15 protein-coding genes are annotated in these 16259 nt (G+C 61.1%); 9 read left to right on the forward strand and 6 right to left on the reverse strand.

Translation table 11 applies throughout. The features are described 5' to 3' along the window. The first annotated feature begins 33 nt into the window (after window positions 1-33). On the forward strand, window positions 34-936 hold the full coding sequence (gene nhaR, locus AB4O35_RS24300) for a transcriptional activator NhaR (RefSeq protein WP_065910742.1): 903 nt from the start codon (window positions 34-36) through the stop codon (window positions 934-936). A gap of 9 nt (window positions 937-945) precedes the next feature. Here nhaR and AB4O35_RS24305 read toward each other — a convergent pair whose 3' ends face one another. Continuing rightward, complete coding sequence (locus AB4O35_RS24305) at window positions 946-2100, reverse strand: MFS transporter (RefSeq protein WP_065910695.1); 1155 nt, start codon at window positions 2098-2100, stop codon at window positions 946-948. A gap of 239 nt (window positions 2101-2339) precedes the next feature. On the opposite strand from AB4O35_RS24305, the gene sstT reads away from it, so the two are divergent. Further along, the gene (gene sstT, locus AB4O35_RS24310) at window positions 2340-3560 is read left to right on the forward strand and encodes a serine/threonine transporter SstT (RefSeq protein ID WP_065872341.1); all 1221 of its coding nucleotides are present in this window, start codon (window positions 2340-2342) and stop codon (window positions 3558-3560) included. A 63-nt stretch (window positions 3561-3623) separates the two neighbouring features. Here the strand turns inward: sstT and AB4O35_RS24315 are convergent, their stop codons facing one another. Beyond that, a complete protein-coding gene (locus tag AB4O35_RS24315) occupies window positions 3624-4133 on the reverse strand; it encodes a DUF1993 domain-containing protein (protein ID WP_065872342.1) in 510 nt (169 codons plus the stop codon). Window positions 4134-4248: 115 nt separating this feature from the next. Here AB4O35_RS24315 and AB4O35_RS24320 point away from each other — a divergent pair, with 115 nt between their 5' ends. Then, window positions 4249-4896 (forward strand): YceH family protein, encoded by a 648-nt coding sequence (locus AB4O35_RS24320; RefSeq protein WP_065872343.1) that lies wholly within the window; start codon window positions 4249-4251, stop codon window positions 4894-4896. Window positions 4897-4938: 42 nt separating this feature from the next. On the opposite strand, the gene AB4O35_RS24325 is transcribed toward AB4O35_RS24320, so the two are convergent. Both AB4O35_RS24325 and AB4O35_RS24330 read right to left on the reverse strand, forming a co-directional pair. Beyond that, on the reverse strand, window positions 4939-5745 hold the full coding sequence (locus AB4O35_RS24325) for a sulfite exporter TauE/SafE family protein (RefSeq protein WP_065872344.1): 807 nt from the start codon (window positions 5743-5745) through the stop codon (window positions 4939-4941). Continuing rightward, a complete protein-coding gene (locus AB4O35_RS24330) occupies window positions 5746-6990 on the reverse strand; it encodes an NAD(P)/FAD-dependent oxidoreductase (RefSeq protein ID WP_065872345.1) in 1245 nt (414 codons plus the stop codon). It lies immediately after the preceding gene. Window positions 6991-7158: 168 nt separating this feature from the next. Here AB4O35_RS24330 and AB4O35_RS24335 point away from each other — a divergent pair, with 168 nt between their 5' ends. Further along, window positions 7159-8022: an MBL fold metallo-hydrolase gene (locus tag AB4O35_RS24335; RefSeq protein WP_065872346.1), complete on the forward strand. Its 864-nt coding sequence runs from the start codon at window positions 7159-7161 to the stop codon at window positions 8020-8022. Window positions 8023-8159: 137 nt separating this feature from the next. Here the strand turns inward: AB4O35_RS24335 and bkdR are convergent, their stop codons facing one another. After that, window positions 8160-8648: a Bkd operon transcriptional regulator BkdR gene (gene bkdR, locus AB4O35_RS24340; RefSeq protein ID WP_065872347.1), complete on the reverse strand. Its 489-nt coding sequence runs from the start codon at window positions 8646-8648 to the stop codon at window positions 8160-8162. Between the two features lie 195 nt (window positions 8649-8843). Between bkdR and AB4O35_RS24345 the strand changes: the two genes are divergently transcribed. The 5 genes from AB4O35_RS24345 to AB4O35_RS24365 all read left to right on the forward strand — a co-directional run bounded on the left by AB4O35_RS24345 (window position 8844) and on the right by AB4O35_RS24365 (window position 15026). Further along, a complete protein-coding gene (locus AB4O35_RS24345; protein WP_065872348.1) occupies window positions 8844-10079 on the forward strand; it encodes a 3-methyl-2-oxobutanoate dehydrogenase (2-methylpropanoyl-transferring) subunit alpha in 1236 nt (411 codons plus the stop codon). Between the two features lies 1 nt (window position 10080). Continuing rightward, window positions 10081-11139 carry an alpha-ketoacid dehydrogenase subunit beta gene (locus tag AB4O35_RS24350; protein WP_049709033.1) on the forward strand — a complete coding sequence of 353 codons (1059 nt, stop codon included), beginning with the start codon at window positions 10081-10083 and terminating at the stop codon, window positions 11137-11139. Further along, window positions 11140-12399, forward strand: a complete 1260-nt coding sequence (locus AB4O35_RS24355; RefSeq protein WP_065872349.1) for a dihydrolipoamide acetyltransferase family protein — start codon at window positions 11140-11142, stop codon at window positions 12397-12399. A 3-nt stretch (window positions 12400-12402) separates the two neighbouring features. Beyond that, window positions 12403-13782 carry a dihydrolipoyl dehydrogenase gene (gene lpdA / locus AB4O35_RS24360; RefSeq protein ID WP_065872350.1) on the forward strand — a complete coding sequence of 460 codons (1380 nt, stop codon included), beginning with the start codon at window positions 12403-12405 and terminating at the stop codon, window positions 13780-13782. A gap of 224 nt (window positions 13783-14006) precedes the next feature. Beyond that, window positions 14007-15026 carry a branched-chain amino acid aminotransferase gene (locus AB4O35_RS24365; RefSeq protein ID WP_065872351.1) on the forward strand — a complete coding sequence of 340 codons (1020 nt, stop codon included), beginning with the start codon at window positions 14007-14009 and terminating at the stop codon, window positions 15024-15026. Window positions 15027-15169: 143 nt separating this feature from the next. Here the strand turns inward: AB4O35_RS24365 and AB4O35_RS24370 are convergent, their stop codons facing one another. Then, the gene (locus AB4O35_RS24370; RefSeq protein WP_083207137.1) at window positions 15170-16063 is read right to left on the reverse strand and encodes a GNAT family acetyltransferase; all 894 of its coding nucleotides are present in this window, start codon (window positions 16061-16063) and stop codon (window positions 15170-15172) included. Window positions 16064-16259 lie beyond the last annotated feature (196 nt).

Consider the following 16259-nt stretch of genomic DNA (forward strand, 5'->3'; position numbering starts at 1 on the left):
GTATACTTCGGTTTTTACGAAGTGATGGCCGCCATGCTCAATTACCGACAACTGCACTACTTCTGGGTGGTGGCCAAGACTGGCAGCATCGTGCGCGCCTGTGAGCAGCTTAACCTCACGCCCCAGACCATCAGCGGGCAGATCAGCCTGCTTGAGCAGACCTTTGGTGTCGCGCTGTTTCAGCGCGTCGGTCGCCAGTTGGAGCTGACTGAAGCCGGGCGCCAGGCTTTGCCGTATGCCGAGCAGATGTTCCAGACCGGTAATGAATTGGAAGCCATGCTGCGCGCACAACCCGACGAACAACAGATCCAGTTTCGCGTCGGGGTGGCGGACGTGGTGCCCAAATCCATCGTCTACCGGCTGATCGCGCCGACCATGGAGCTGAGCGAGCCGATCCGCATCACCTGCCGCGAGGACAAACTCGAACGCCTGCTGGCTGACCTGGCGATCCAGCGCCTGGACCTGGTGATTTCCGACAGCCCCATGCCGACGCACCTGGATATCAAAGGCTACAGCCAGAAGCTGGGAGAATGTGGCATCAGTTTTTTCGCCACCCAAGCCTTGGCTGACAGATATGGCGGCGATTTTCCACAGTGCCTGCACGGCGCACCGCTATTGATTCCGGGGGCGGAAACCGTCGTCCGCAGCCGTTTGCAGCGCTGGTTTGCCGAGCAACAGATTCAACCACGGATCATCGGTGAGTTCGATGACAGCGCCTTGATGCAGGCGTTTGGCCAGTCCGGCAGCGGGATCTTTATCGCTCCCAGCGTGATCGCCGATGAGGTGGTGCGCCAGTATGGCGTTGCACTGATTGGCCAGACCGTCGCGGTGACCGAATCCTTCTACGCGATCTCGGTGGAACGCAAGGTCAAGCACCCCGGTATCGTGGCGATTACCGAGGGGGCCAGACGCGAGTTGTTTACCACCCTGCCCTGACCACATGAATCAGGCACAGGTCGACACCGATTTCGCCGTCATCAGCCACAATGCCAGCAGGATCGACACCAGGATAAACCCGGACGCCGCAAAACCCAGGCTGCCCAGGCCGAGTGTGTCGATCACATGGCCGCCGACCAGCGCCCCCAGCCCGATCCCCAGATTGGCCCCGGCAATATTCAGCGATGCAGCAAACGCAGGCGCATGGGGCGCGGCTTTCATCAGCCGTACATGGCTGACCAGGAACATCGCCGCCTGGGTCACGCCCCACACCGCCATCGCTGCCGCCAGGCCGACAGTGGAGTGAATCGCCGGCACCAGTGCCACCATGCCGGCGATCATGAAGCCGCAGAACACCATGGACGCGATCAACGGATGGCGATCCACCGCGCGCCCACCCAATGAATTGCCAATCAGACCGACCGCGCCAAAGCCCATCAAGCACCAGCCCACCAACGTGCCATCGAACCCGGCCAGGCGCTCAAGGATGTCTGCCAGGTAGGTGTAAGCGGTGAACATGCCGCTGAATACCAGGATCGACAGCAGGATATGGCCCTGCATCAGCGGGTTGCGCAATATCTTGAATTGCGAGCGCAACGTCACTTCATCGTTCTTCGGCGCCGTCACTGGCAGGTAGATAAACAACAACAAGGCCTTGGCCACCGCCACCACCGCGAGAATGGCAAACGCGCTGCGCCAGCCGAACATGTCGGAAATCAGCGTGCCCACCGGAATGCCGAACACCGTGGCGCAGACGATACCGAAACCAATCTTCTCGATGGCGCGCCCAGCGAACTCGGGGCCGACGATGTCCACCGCCGTTTCACTGGCCAGGGCCCAGAACACCGGCAAACCCAGCGCCGGAATCAAACGCGCCACCGCCATCACCCAGATGTTCGGTGCCAGTGCCGCCACGGTATTCGCCACGCCAAACATGATCAAAATGCTGATAAACAGCCGCTTGCGTGGGAAACGCGCGCAATAGGCCGTCAGAAACGGGCCGAACGCCGCCACGGTGAACGCAAACAACGTCACCAGCAGCCCGGCCTGGGACACGCTGACATTCAGGTCGCGGGCAATGGACGGCAACAGGCCGACAATGACGAATTCTGTGGTCAGCACAGTGAAGCCGGCAGCCGACAGCAGCAGGATAGGAAACAACATGAAAACTCCAGAAACAACGACATCAACGACAACCCGAAGGGCTCGCTGAAGGATAGGAAACGTGAGAGGCGAGAATCTTAACAGAGTCTGTCCGGCCAGGCGAAAACCTGAGAACGCGGGTGACGGAATGCCGCACCGGCAGGGACATTTCCTACAGCATGTTAGACTCCGCACCTGCTTCCCATACCCTTCCTGCTTGCAATGCTGCGCCCTACTAAAAAAACTAGAGACAACTGCTTATGACTGCTGCCCCTTCCCTCCTGCAACGACTCGCGCGCGTCAGCCTGGTCACGCAAATCGTCATTGGCCTGATCGCGGGCATTCTGCTGGCCTTGCTGCTGCCCGAGGCGGCGAAAACCACCGGGTTTATCGGCAAGGTGTTCGTCGCGGCGCTCAAGGCTGTGGCACCGATCCTGGTGTTTGTACTGGTGATGGCGTCGATCGCCAACCATAAGCATGGCCAGGAAACCCATATCAAACCGATTCTGTTCCTGTACCTGCTGGGCACGTTTGCCGCCGCCGTGGTCGCCGTGATCGCCAGCACACTGTTCCCCTCGCCGCTGGTGCTCGCTACCCACGATGCGACGGTCAGTGCCCCTGGTGGTATCGGCGAGGTGTTGCAAAGTTTGTTGCTGAGTGTGGTGGACAACCCGATCAGCGCACTGATGAATGCCAACTTCATCGGCATCCTGGCCTGGGCCATCGGCATGGGCATTGCCATTCGCCATGCGGGCGAAACCACCCGCACGGTACTGGATGACTTGTCCAACGGCGTCACGCTGATCGTACGCGTGGTGATCCGCTTTGCGCCGCTGGGCATTTTTGGCCTGGTGGCCTCGACCCTGGCCACTTCCGGTTTCGGCGCCCTGCTCGGCTATGCCCACCTGCTGGTGGTGCTGATCGGCTGCATGCTGTTTGTGGCGCTGGTGATCAACCCGGCCATCGTCTTCTGGAAACTGCGCCGCAACCCTTACCCGCTGGTGCTGCTGTGCCTGCGCGAAAGCGGCATCACCGCGTTCTTCACCCGCAGCTCGGCAGCGAATATCCCGGTCAACCTGGCGTTGAGCAAGCGCCTGGGCCTGCATGAAGACACCTACTCGGTGTCGATCCCGCTCGGTGCCACCATCAACATGGCCGGTGCCGCGATCACCATCACCGTGCTGACCCTGGCCGCCGTGCACACCTTGGGCATCGCCGTCGACCTGCCCACCGCCGTGCTGCTCAGCGTGGTTGCAGCCATCTGCGCCTGCGGCGCATCCGGCGTCGCGGGCGGTTCGTTGCTGTTGATCCCGCTGGCGTGCAGCCTGTTTGGCATTCCCAGTGAAATCGCCATGCAGGTAGTGGCCGTAGGCTTCATCATCGGCGTGCTGCAGGATTCGGCGGAAACAGCCCTCAATTCGTCCACTGATGTGCTGTTCACCGCAGCTGCATGCCTGGGCAAAGAAGAACAACCGGCTTAAACGCCGCGTATAAAAAAACCGGGGCGATTCTTGAATGAACCGCCCCGGTTTTTTTATGGGTGTTTAGAACGCGCCCATGTAGTCGCGCTTGCCCACTTCCACACCGTTGTGACGCAGCAAGGCGTAAGCCGTGGTGACGTGGAAGAAGAACTGCGGCAGGCCATAGGTCAGCAGGTAGGACTGGCCGCTGAAGCGCTTCTCTTTAGGCGTGCCTGGGCGAGTGATGATCTCGATGCCTTCCTTGCCGTCGATTTGCTCAGGCTTGAGGGTGTCGATAAACGCCAGGACCTTGGCGATCAGCGCTTGCAGGTCGGCGAAGGTGACTTCGTTATCTTCATATTTCGGCACTTCAATCTCGGCCAGGCGCGCGGAAACGCCCTTGGCGAAGTCGACGGCGATCTGCACCTGGCGTACCAGTTGGAACATGTCCGGGAACAGGCGCGCTTGCAGCAAGGCGTTGGGCTCGATGTTCTTGGCGGTGGCGTGGGCTTCGGCTTTGGTCAACACGCCGCTCAGGGCGGTGAGCATTTGCTTGAAGACTGGGATGGAAGCGGCGTACAGGGAAATAGTCATGGCTGTCTCGCGGTAATGGCAGGATTGGAACCAGCGGCGATTATAGCCATGCCCGTCGCTTGTCTTTTATTTTTTCAGGATTAGGCTAGGCAGTTCACTGCATAGGGAAAGCGCGATGACCGCCGAGCACGACACCGACACCCCTGAGCCGCGCCTGAACAGCACGGAAATCCGCGTCTTGGGCTGCCTGATCGAAAAACAGGCGACCAACCCGGAAACCTATCCCCTGACCCTCAATGCCTTGGTCCTGGCCTGTAACCAGAAGACCAGCCGCGAGCCGGTGATGAACCTGAGCCAGGGCCAGGTCGGCCAAAGCCTGCGCGTGCTGGAAGGCCAAGGTTTTACCCGCCTGGTGATGGGCAGCCGCGCCGACCGCTGGGAGCATCGCGTGGACAAGGCGCTGGAACTGGTGCCGGCCCAGGTGATCCTGACCGGGCTGCTGTTTTTGCGCGGGCCGCAGACCGTCAATGAACTGCTCACCCGCAGCGGGCGCATGCATGATTTTGAAGATGCCGAACAGGTGGTGCATCAACTTGAGCGCCTGATTGCGCGAGGGCTGGCGGTGTTGGTGCCGCGTCAGGCGGGCCAGCGCGAAGATCGCTACACCCATGCGCTGGGTGATCCGGCCGATATCGAATTGATACTCGCGGCGCGTGGCAGTCCGGTGGAGCGCGGGGCTGGGGTTTCGGTAGACCGCCTTGAAGAACTTGAAGCGCGGATCGCGGCGCTTGAAGAACGGCTGGCTCAGTTAGAAAAGGCCTGACGGCATCCTCGGTGTGAGGGAGCCTGCTCCCTCATCACAGGTTCAGCGCAAGGCGTTAAATAGCATCCCGGCGGCCACCAGTACGCACAGGCTGGCAAACCCGACCTGCAAGGTGCGCGCAGGGATGACCGAACACAGGCGTCGACCCGCCAACATGCCGACGATGCTTGCGCCGATAAATACCCAGCCCACAGGCTCGATACGCACTCCAGCATGAAACGCGCCAGCCACACCGACCAGTGAGAGCAGGCTGATCACCATCAGGGAGGTGGCGACAATCCCGCGCATCTGCACATCGGTCAGTTGCTTGAACGCCGGCACGATGAGGAAGCCGCCGCCCACGCCGAGCAAGCCCGATACAGCCCCTGTGACAGCGCCGAGGGCGGCCAGGGTCGCGCTGCATTTGGCGGTCCAGGCGAAGCGCCCGGTCTGCTGGTTGAGCATGCAGTTCTTCTGGCCCCAGGACGCAGTGCCATGGTCACTCGGCCCGGCCTCGCGCTTCTCGCGCTGCAACATGCGCCAGGCCACCAGCACCATCAACGCGCTGAACAGGCCCATCAACACCGCTTCCGGCAACTGGTGGGCGAGAAACACCCCCACTGGCGAAAACAGCGCGCCGAGCAAGGCAATCAGCAACGCGGCGCGGTAGCGCACCAAGCCATGGCGCAAACCGTCGATCGCCCCCACCGCTGCCGCCGCGCCGACGGCAAGCAGCGACACCGGCGCAGCCTGGGTCATGCTCATGCCCAAGCCCAGCACCAGCGCCGGCACGCCAAGGATGCCGCCACCCGCCCCCGTCAGGCCCATGACCAGGCCCATCAATAATCCCAACACACTGGCCAGCAGCATTCAGTCCACCTTGCTCAAACGGGTCAGCCACTCGCGGCCCTTGAGCATGCCGTTCCAGTAGAACCACGGCAGCAAGGTGGCCTTGAGGAACCACATCGAACGTCGGGCCTGGGTCGGGTCCAGGGGAAAGGTCGGCAGCAACTTGCCGCCGTAGCCGAACTCGGCCAGCACCACCTTGCCCTTCTCCACCGTCAACGGGCACGAGCCGTAGCCGTCGTATTTGAGCGGCAGAGGCGCCTGCTTGCGCAGGGCCAGCAGATTCTCGGCGACCACCACGATCTGCTTGCGCACGGCGGCGGCGGTCTTGGCGTTGGTGGTGCCACATACATCACCCAGGCCGAAGATGTGCGGGTAGCGCAAGTGTTGCAGGCTATGGGGGTTCACTTCGCACCAGCCGGCAGCGTCAGCCAGTGGGCTTTGGCGGATGAAATCCGGGGACACTTGCGGTGGGACCACGTGCAGCAAGTCGAAGGATTTTTCTTCAACGCTGACACTGCCTTCGGCGTCTTTCACTTCGAACCAGGCCTTGCGGGCCGGGCCGTCGACTTTCACCAGGTTGGCGTTGAACGCCAGGCGGGCGTTGTATTTTTCCACGTACTTCATCAACGGCGGCACAAAGGTCGCCACGCCAAACAGTGCTGCACCGGCCAAGTTGAATTCCACGTCGATGTTGTTCAGAGTGCCCTGTTTTAGCCAGTGATCGCAGGACAGGTACATGGCCTTTTGCGGTGCACCCGCGCATTTGATCGGCATGGCCGGCTGGGTGAAGATCGCCTTGCCGCCCTTGAGTTGCTGCACCAGCTGCCAGGTGTAGGCCGCGTGCTCGTAGCTGTAGTTGGACGTCACGCCATGCTGGCCGAGGGTGTCCTGCAGCCCTTCGACTTTTTCCCAGGCCAGGCGCAGGCCGGGGCAGACGATCAGGTTGTTCCAGCTGACGCGCTGGCCGCTGTCGAGGACCAGGGTTTGCTCGTCCGGCAGCAGTTCGGTGACGGCGGCTTGAACCCAGGTGACGCCATTGGGCAGTACGTCGGCCAGGGGCCGGCGGGTCTTTTTGACGTCGTATGCGCCGCCGCCGACCAACGTCCAGGCAGGCTGGTAGCAATGGTATTCGCTCGGTTCGATCAGCGTGATATTCAGCTGGGAGTCGCGCTTGAGCAAGCTGGCCACCAGGCCGATGCCCGCCGAGCCGCCGCCGATGACAACGATATCGCCACTGATGGTTGGGCCCCAGTGTTGTTCGGTCATGGTCTATCGCCTTTTATCGTCAATGCACACAAGGGGCGTTGCCGTATGGCGTCACGTCCCGTTACAGGTCGATCCTTTGCCTCGGACCGTTTTTTTCCCTTAAGCTCGCAAGCCTATGTGGAAAACATCTCGAATGTAAGCCGCAATCCGCTACCAAGGACCGCCGCCATGCCCGCGTTGATTCAAGCCTTTCTGGATGAGGCATCGTCGACCTACACCTATGTCCTACATGAAGCGGATGATGGCCCCTGTGCCATCGTCGACTCGGTGCTCAATTACGACCCGGCCTCCGGGCGCACCGACACACGCCAGGCCGACAAAGTAATCGCCTATGTGCGTGAACATCGCTTGCAGGTGCAATGGCTGCTGGAAACCCATGCCCATGCCGATCACCTGTCCGCCGCGCCGTACTTGCGCCGCACGCTGGGCGGCAAGATCGCCATCGGTCAGTCCATCAGCAAAGTGCAGGGCGTGTTCAAGAACCTGTTCAACCTCGAACCGGAGTTTCGTGCCGACGGCTCGCAGTTCGATCACTTGTTTGCGCCGGATGAAATCTTTTATATCGGCAACATCAAGGCACAGGCCCTGCACGTGCCTGGGCATACGCCGGCGGACATGGCCTATTTGATCGACGATCGAATGATTCTGGTGGGTGACACGTTGTTCATGCCGGATGTGGGTACGGCGCGGTGTGATTTTCCCGGTGGGGATGCGCGGCAGCTGTATGCGTCGATGCGCACGTTGCTAGCCTTTCCTTTGGAGACTGAATTGTACGTATGCCACGACTACCCGCCTGAGGGGCGTGAGGCGAAATGCCTGACAACCGTGGCTGAGCAGCGCGCGGGTAACATTCATGTGCATGACGGGGTGGATGAGGCGGCATTTGTAGAGATGCGTACAACGCGCGATGCGGGGCTGGGGATGCCGACGTTGCTGTTGCCGGCGATCCAGGTGAACGTGCGAGCGGGGAATATGCCGCCGGCAGAGAGCAATGGGGTGACTTACCTGAAGATCCCACTCAATCAACTTTGAAATGTTTAACCCTCTGGGAGCTGGTTTGCCTGCGATAGCGGTGGGCCAGTTGGCTCACTTGCTACTGACACACCGCTTTCGCAGGCAAGCCAGCTCCCACATTTTGGACTGTGTTTGGTCAGTGAGATCGGTGGTGTTCAGGAACCCAGGTTGATGCCGTTGGCGGGTAGCGGCAGTGCGGTTTTGTAACGCACTTGCTTGAGGGCAAAGCTGGAGCGGATGTTGGCGACGCCTGGCACTTTGGTCAGGAAGTCCATCATGAAGCGTTCCAGTGACTGGATCGTCGGTACCAGCACGCGAATCAGGTAGTCCGGGTCGCCGGCCATCAGGTAGCACTCCATCACTTCAGGGCGGTCGGCGATTGCGCCTTCGAACTGTTGCAACGCCAGCTCATTCTGTTTTTCCAGGCTGACGTGGATGAACACGTTGACGTGCAGCCCCAGCAGGTCGGCGTCCAGCAAGGTCACCTGCTCGCGAATCAAGCCCAATTCCTCCATCGCCTTCACCCGGTTGAAACACGGCGTGGGCGACAGGTTGACCGAGCGGGCCAGGTCGGCGTTGGTGATGCGGGCGTTCTCCTGCAAGGCGTTGAGAATGCCGATATCAGTACGGTCCAGTTTGCGCATGAGACAAAATCACCTGTTTATTATGGTTATGCAGTTTTTTTATCCGCAAATGATCCCGAGCGCAATGAAACACAGATAAATATTCTTCTACGCCCCGCCTATGATTGTTGTAGGACAAGATTTCTCCTATCCGGAGACTGACTGTCAGCTAGCGCGCCCACTACAAGAAATTCACAAGATAGAGCGTAGAAAGCCATGACCCAGCAGTATGAACCACTGCGCCTGCACGTCCCTGAACCCTCGGGCCGCCCAGGCTGCAAGACCGACTTTACCTACCTGCGCCTGACCGACGCGGGCCTGGTGCGCAAACCCGCCATCGACGTAGAACCTGCCGACACCGCCGACCTCGCCAAAGGCCTGATCCGCGTGCTCGACGACCAGGGCCAGGCCCTGGGCCCGTGGGCCGAAGGTGTCCCCGTCGAGATCTTGCGCAAAGGCATGCGCGCCATGCTCAAGACGCGGATCTTCGACAACCGCATGGTGGTCGCCCAGCGTCAGAAAAAAATGTCGTTCTACATGCAAAGCCTTGGCGAAGAAGCCATCGGCAGCGCCCAGGCCCTGGCCTTGAACATCGACGACATGTGCTTCCCCACCTACCGCCAGCAAAGCATCCTGATGGCCCGCGACGTGCCACTGGTGGACCTGATCTGCCAACTGCTGTCCAACGAGCGTGACCCGCTCAAGGGTCGCCAGTTGCCGATCATGTATTCGGTAAAAGACGCCGGTTTCTTCACCATTTCCGGCAACCTCGCCACCCAATTCGTCCAAGGCGTGGGCTGGGGCATGGCCTCGGCGATCAAGGGCGATACCAAGATCGCCTCCGCCTGGATCGGCGACGGTGCCACCGCCGAGTCCGACTTCCACACGGCCCTCACCTTCGCCCACGTGTACCGGGCGCCGGTGATTCTCAACGTGGTGAATAACCAGTGGGCCATCTCCACCTTCCAGGCCATTGCCGGCGGTGAAGCCACAACGTTCGCCGGACGCGGCGTGGGTTGCGGTATCGCCTCCCTGCGCGTGGACGGTAACGACTTCATCGCGGTGTACGCCGCTTCCGCCTGGGCCGCCGAGCGTGCGCGCCGCAACCTCGGGCCGACGCTGATCGAGTGGGTCACCTACCGCGCGGGGCCGCACTCCACCTCTGATGATCCGTCGAAATACCGTCCAGCCGATGACTGGAGCCACTTCCCCCTGGGCGACCCGATTGCCCGCCTCAAGCAGCACCTGATCCGCATTGGCCAGTGGTCCGAAGAGGAACACGCGGTAATCAGTGCCGAACTTGAGGCCGAAGTGGTCAAGGCGCAGAAAGAAGCCGAACAGTACGGCACCCTCGCCGGCGGCCAGATTCCAAGCGCCGCGACCATGTTCGAAGACGTTTATAAAGAGATGCCGGAGCACTTGAAGCGCCAGCGTCAAGAGTTGGGGATCTGACATGAACGATCACAACAACAGTATTGAAGTGGAAACCGCCATGACCACCACTACCATGACCATGATCCAGGCGCTGCGCTCAGCCATGGACGTGATGCTTGAGCGTGATAACAACGTGGTGGTTTTCGGTCAGGACGTGGGCTATTTCGGCGGCGTATTCCGTTGCACCGAAGGCTTGCAGACCAAATACGGCAGCTCGCGCGTGTTTGACGCGCCGATCTCCGAAAGCGGCATTATCGGCGTGGCGGTGGGCATGGGTGCCTACGGCCTGCGCCCGGTCGCCGAGATCCAGTTCGCCGACTATGTCTACCCCGCCACCGACCAGATCATCTCCGAAGCCGCACGTCTGCGTTATCGCTCGGCCGGCCAGTTCACCGCACCGTTGACCATGCGCATGCCGTGTGGCGGCGGTATCTACGGTGGTCAGACCCACAGCCAAAGTATCGAAGCGGTGTTCACCCAAGTCTGTGGGTTGCGCACGGTCATGCCGTCCAACCCGTATGACGCCAAGGGTTTGCTGATCGCCTCCATCGAAAACGATGACCCGGTGATCTTCCTTGAGCCAAAACGCCTGTACAACGGCCCGTTCGATGGCCATCACGACCGCCCGGTAACCCCGTGGTCGAAACACCCGCAAGCGCAAGTCCCGGACGGTTATTACACCGTGCCGCTGGACGTGGCCGCCATCGTGCGTCCCGGCTCGGCCGTCACCGTGCTGACCTACGGCACCACCGTGTATGTGTCGCAAGTCGCCGCCGAAGAAACCGGCATCGACGCCGAAGTCATCGACCTGCGCAGCCTATGGCCACTGGACCTGGAAACCATCGTCAAGTCGGTGAAAAAGACCGGTCGTTGTGTGGTGGTGCACGAAGCCACCCGTACCTGCGGCTTTGGCGCCGAGCTGGTAGCGCTGGTTCAGGAGCATTGCTTCCACCACCTGGAAGCGCCGATCGAACGCGTGACCGGTTGGGACACCCCCTACCCGCACGCGCAGGAGTGGGCGTATTTCCCAGGCCCGTCCCGAGTGGGCGCGGCGTTGAAACGGGTCATGGAGGTCTGAATGGGCACGCACGTTATCAAGATGCCGGACATTGGCGAAGGCATCGCAGAAGTTGAATTGTCGGTTTGGCACGTGAAGGTCGGCGACATGGTCGTCGAAGACCAGGTGCTGGCGGATGTCATGACCGACAAGGCGATGGTGGATATCCCCTCGCCGGTGCATGGCAAGGTGATTTCCCTCGGCGGCGAGCCAGGCGAAGTCATGGCCGTGGGCAGTATCTTGATCAGTATTGAAGTGGAAGGTGCCGGCAACGCCAAGGAAGCGCCCGCCGCGAAGGAAGCGCCGAAGGCCGCCCCTGTGGTGGAGGCCAAGCCTGCGCCGGTGGCGGTTGAGAGCAAACCTGTACCGGTGATCGCGGCCCCGGCGCCTGTTGCACGTGAAGCCGACGACCGCCCGCTGGCCTCCCCGGCTGTGCGCAAACACGCATTGGACGCCGGGATTCAGCTGCGCCTGGTCCAGGGCTCGGGCCCGGCGGGCCGGATTCTGCACGAAGATGTGGACGCTTACTTGCTCCAGGGTCCGACGCAAAATAAAAACGCAGCCAACCCCTACGCCGAACGCAACAACGAGGAACAGATCCCAGTGATCGGCATGCGCCGCAAGATCGCCCAGCGCATGCAGGACGCCACCCGGCGCGCCGCGCATTTCAGCTATGTGGAAGAGATCGACGTCACCGCCCTCGACGAGCTGCGTGTGCACCTCAACGAAAAACACGGCGCCACGCGCGGCAAGCTGACGTTGCTGCCATTCATCGTCCGCGCCATGGTTGTGGCCCTGCGTGACTTCCCGCAGATCAATGCGCGCTACGACGACGAAGCCCAGGTCATCACCCGCCTCGGCGCGGTGCATGTGGGCGTCGCCACCCAGAGCGACGTCGGCTTGATGGTGCCGGTGGTACGTCACGCCGAAGCCCGCAGCCTGTGGGGCAATGCCGAGGAAATCGCACGCCTGGCCACCGCCGCGCGCAATGGCAAGGCCAGCCGCGATGAGCTGTCAGGTTCCACTATCACGTTGACCAGCCTGGGTGCACTCGGCGGCATCGTCAGCACGCCGGTCTTGAACCTGCCAGAAGTGGCCATCGTTGGCGTCAATCGCATCGTCGAACGGCCAATGGTGATCAAGGGCCAGATCGTGGTGCGCAAGATGATGAACCTCTCCAGCTCCTTCGATCACCGCGTGGTCGATGGCATGGACGCGGCGCAATTCATCCAGGCCATTCGTGGCCTGCTCGAACAACCCGCCAGCCTGTTTCTGGAGTAAGGCATGTCTCAGACCTTGAATACCACGCTGCTGATTATCGGCGGCGGCCCTGGCGGTTATGTGGCAGCGATTCGCGCCGGCCAACTGGGCATCCAAACCATCCTGGTGGAAGGCCAGGCGCTCGGCGGCACCTGCCTGAATATCGGCTGCATTCCGTCCAAGGCCTTGATCCACGTGGCCGAGCAATTCCAGCAAACCATCCACCACAGCCAGAGCTCGAAACTGGGCATTGAAGTGGATGTGCCGACCCTGGACATCCGCAAAAGCGTGGAATGGAAAGACGGCATCGTCGACCGCCTGACCACGGGCGTCGCTGCGCTATTGAAGAAACACAAGGTGCAAGTGATCCACGGCTGGGCCACGGTGGTGGACGGCAAGACCGTCGACGTCGGCGACCAACGCATTCAGTGCGAACATCTATTGCTGGCCACCGGTTCGAAAAGCGTCAACTTGCCGATGCTGCCGATTGGCGGGCCGATCATCTCCTCCACCGAAGCCCTGGCGCCAACACGCGTGCCCAAGCGGCTGATCGTGGTAGGTGGGGGTTATATCGGGCTGGAGCTGGGCATTGCCTACCGCAAGCTCGGCGCCGAGGTCAGTGTGGTCGAGGCCCAGGACCGCATCCTGCCAGCCTATGACGCCGAACTGACCCAACCTGTGAATGAATCCCTCAAGCAACTGGGGGTAAAACTGTACCTCAAGCACAGCGTCACCGGTTTTGCGGACAACTGCCTGCAAGTGCGCGATCCGAATGGCGACACGTTGTCGCTGGAAACGGACCAGGTGCTGGTCGCCGTAGGCCGCAAACCCAATACCCAAGGCTGGAACCTCGAAGCGCTGAACCTGGACATGAACGGTGCGGCGATCAAGATCGACAACCACTGCCAGACCAGCATGCGCAACGTATGGGCCATCGGCGACCTGAGCGGCGAACCGATGCTTGCGCACCGCGCCATGGCTCAGGGCGAAATGGTGGCCGAACTGATCAGCGGTCAATCCCGCGAATTCAACCCGGCCGCGATCCCGGCGGTGTGCTTTACCGACCCGGAGCTGGTGGTGGTCGGCAAGACCCCAGACGAGGCCACGGCTGCCGGCCTGGACTGCATCGTGTCGAGCTTCCCGTTCGCCGCCAATGGCCGGGCCATGACCCTGGAGTCTAAAACCGGCTTCGTGCGCGTCGTTGCACGCCGTGACAATCATCTGATCGTCGGCTGGCAAGCGGTTGGCGTTGGCGTCTCGGAACTGTCCACCGCGTTCGGCCTGAGCCTGGAAATGGGCGCACGCCTGGAAGACGTTGCCGGCACCATCCACGCCCACCCGACCCTCGGCGAGGCCGTGCAGGAAGCCGCCTTAAGGGCCCTGGGCCACGCGCTACACCTGTAAAACCGCAGCGAGGCGATTGCAGGCAAGCCAGCTCCCACAGGAGAATGCAATCCAAATGTGGGAGCTGGCTTGCCTGCGATAGCGGCGGATCAGCCAATACACAGGCTGAATGGCCCACCCACCTGCTCCCACACCGGCCAAGAATGAAGTATTGTTGCGCCCATCCAGTAAAAAACCGACAAGCCTGCTTCTGACCAGGCGGTTGACCAGAGATAGAGGGTGTCATGGGTAACGAAAGCATCAATTGGGACAAGCTGGGTTTTGACTACATCAAGACCGACAAGCGGTTTCTCCAGGTCTGGAAAAACGGCGAATGGCAAGAAGGCACCCTGACCGACGACAACGTGCTGCACATCAGCGAAGGCTCCACCGCCCTGCACTACGGTCAGCAATGCTTCGAAGGCCTCAAGGCCTACCGCTGCAAGGACGGCTCGATCAACCTGTTCCGCCCGGACCAGAACGCCGCCCGGATGCAGCGCAGCTGCGCCCGTCTGCTGATGCCGCATGTGCCGACCGACGTGTTCATCGACGCCTGCAAACAAGTGGTCAAGGCCAACGAGCGGTTCATCCCGCCGTACGGCAGTGGCGGCGCGCTGTACCTGCGCCCATTCGTGATCGGCACTGGTGAAAACATCGGCGTACGTACCGCACCGGAGTTCATCTTCTCGGTGTTCGCGATACCGGTCGGCGCCTACTTCAAAGGTGGCCTGGTGCCACACAACTTCCAGATCTCCACCTTCGACCGCGCCGCGCCACAAGGCACCGGTGCCGCCAAGGTCGGTGGCAACTACGCCGCCAGCCTGATGCCAGGTTCGGAAGCGAAAAAAGCCGGTTTCGCCGATGCGATCTACCTGGACCCGATGACTCACTCGAAAATCGAAGAAGTCGGCTCGGCCAACTTCTTCGGGATCACCCACGACAACCAGTTCATCACGCCGAAGTCGCCTTCGGTGCTGCCAGGCATCACCCGCCTGTCGCTGATCGAACTGGCACAGACCCGCCTGGGCCTGAAAGTGGTCGAGGGCGAAGTGCTCATCGATAAGCTGGACCAGTTCAAGGAAGCCGGCGCCTGCGGTACTGCTGCGGTCATCTCGCCAATCGGCGGCATCCAGTACAACGGCAAGCTGCACGTGTTTCACAGCGAAACCGAAGTCGGCCCGATCACCCAGAAGCTCTACAAAGAGCTGACCGGCGTACAGACCGGCGAAGTCGAAGCCCCAGCAGGCTGGATCGTCAAGGTCTAACCAGAACACCCGCTACACACGCTACACCACAAAACCCTGTGGGAGCTGGCTTGCCTGCGATAGCAGTAGATCAGTCACTGTCAATATTGACTGACACACCGCTATCGCAGGCAAGCCAGCTCCCACATTTGTTTCCGGTGTTCTCAGGATTGAGCCGGAATATTCCCCAAAAGCTTCTTCCCCATACTTATCCTCGGCTCCACCCCATACCCCAGCGCCTCATAAAACCCCACAACCGCATCATTCCCCCCGGTGATCTGCAGGTTGATCTTCATACAACCCAAGGCAGTCAACGCCTGTTCCGCATGCCTCACCAGCGAGGAACCCAGGCCATGCCGCCGATAATCCGCGTGCACCGCCACCGAATACAGCCACCCACGATGCCCGTCATACCCGGCAAGCACAGTACCGATCACGGCCTTTTTATCCGTCGCGACGAAAAACAGCCCATCGTTGACCGCCAGCTTTTTATCGATCGCCAGGCTTGGCACGTTATGCGCCGTCTCGTAACCAAAAGCCTCCTGCCATAACGCAACCACCTGCGCCCGATGCTGACGGTCGCGATACGGGCCGATGGGATGCCGGGACAGCAGCGCCTTTTCCATCACCAACGTGCGCTCGTTGCCATGGTAAACATCGCGCACGGTGTGAAACCCCAGTTTGGTATAGAACGGCTCGGCGGTCAGCGATGACGGCACACTCAGTACCGTCACCCCGGCCTCACGGGCGCGCAGTTCGATCTCGATCATCAACAGCCGGCCAATGCCCTGCCCTTGCAGCGCCGGATTGACGAACACCGAGCGCACTACATTGGCGTCCAGGGCCGCCGTGGCAACGATCACCTGATCCTTGATCGCCACCAGCACCACCCGGCGCGTGAGCAGCGCCAGCACGGCCTCCGGGGTAAAATGGGTCGCAACCCGCGCAATCACATCCGCCGGGTAATCCCGTGCATTGCTGCTGTGCAAAGCCGCCAGGATGACCTGGCTGATCCCCTCGGCATCGGCGGGTTGGGCAAGACGTACGGCGGTCGACATGATTCCTCCTGACTGACACAGCTATAACAACCACCACCATACCAATGTGAGAGCTTGCTTGCCTGCGATGGCGGTCCGTCAGTCGACATCTGCGGCACTGACCCAGCGCCATCGCAGGCGAGCCAGCTCCCACATTTTTAGTGCACTTCAGACTAAACAGCCGATTCGGCTGCGCCACTGTCCTTTTCAGCTTTCC

This window comes from Pseudomonas sp. H1_A03 (assembly GCF_054685145.1).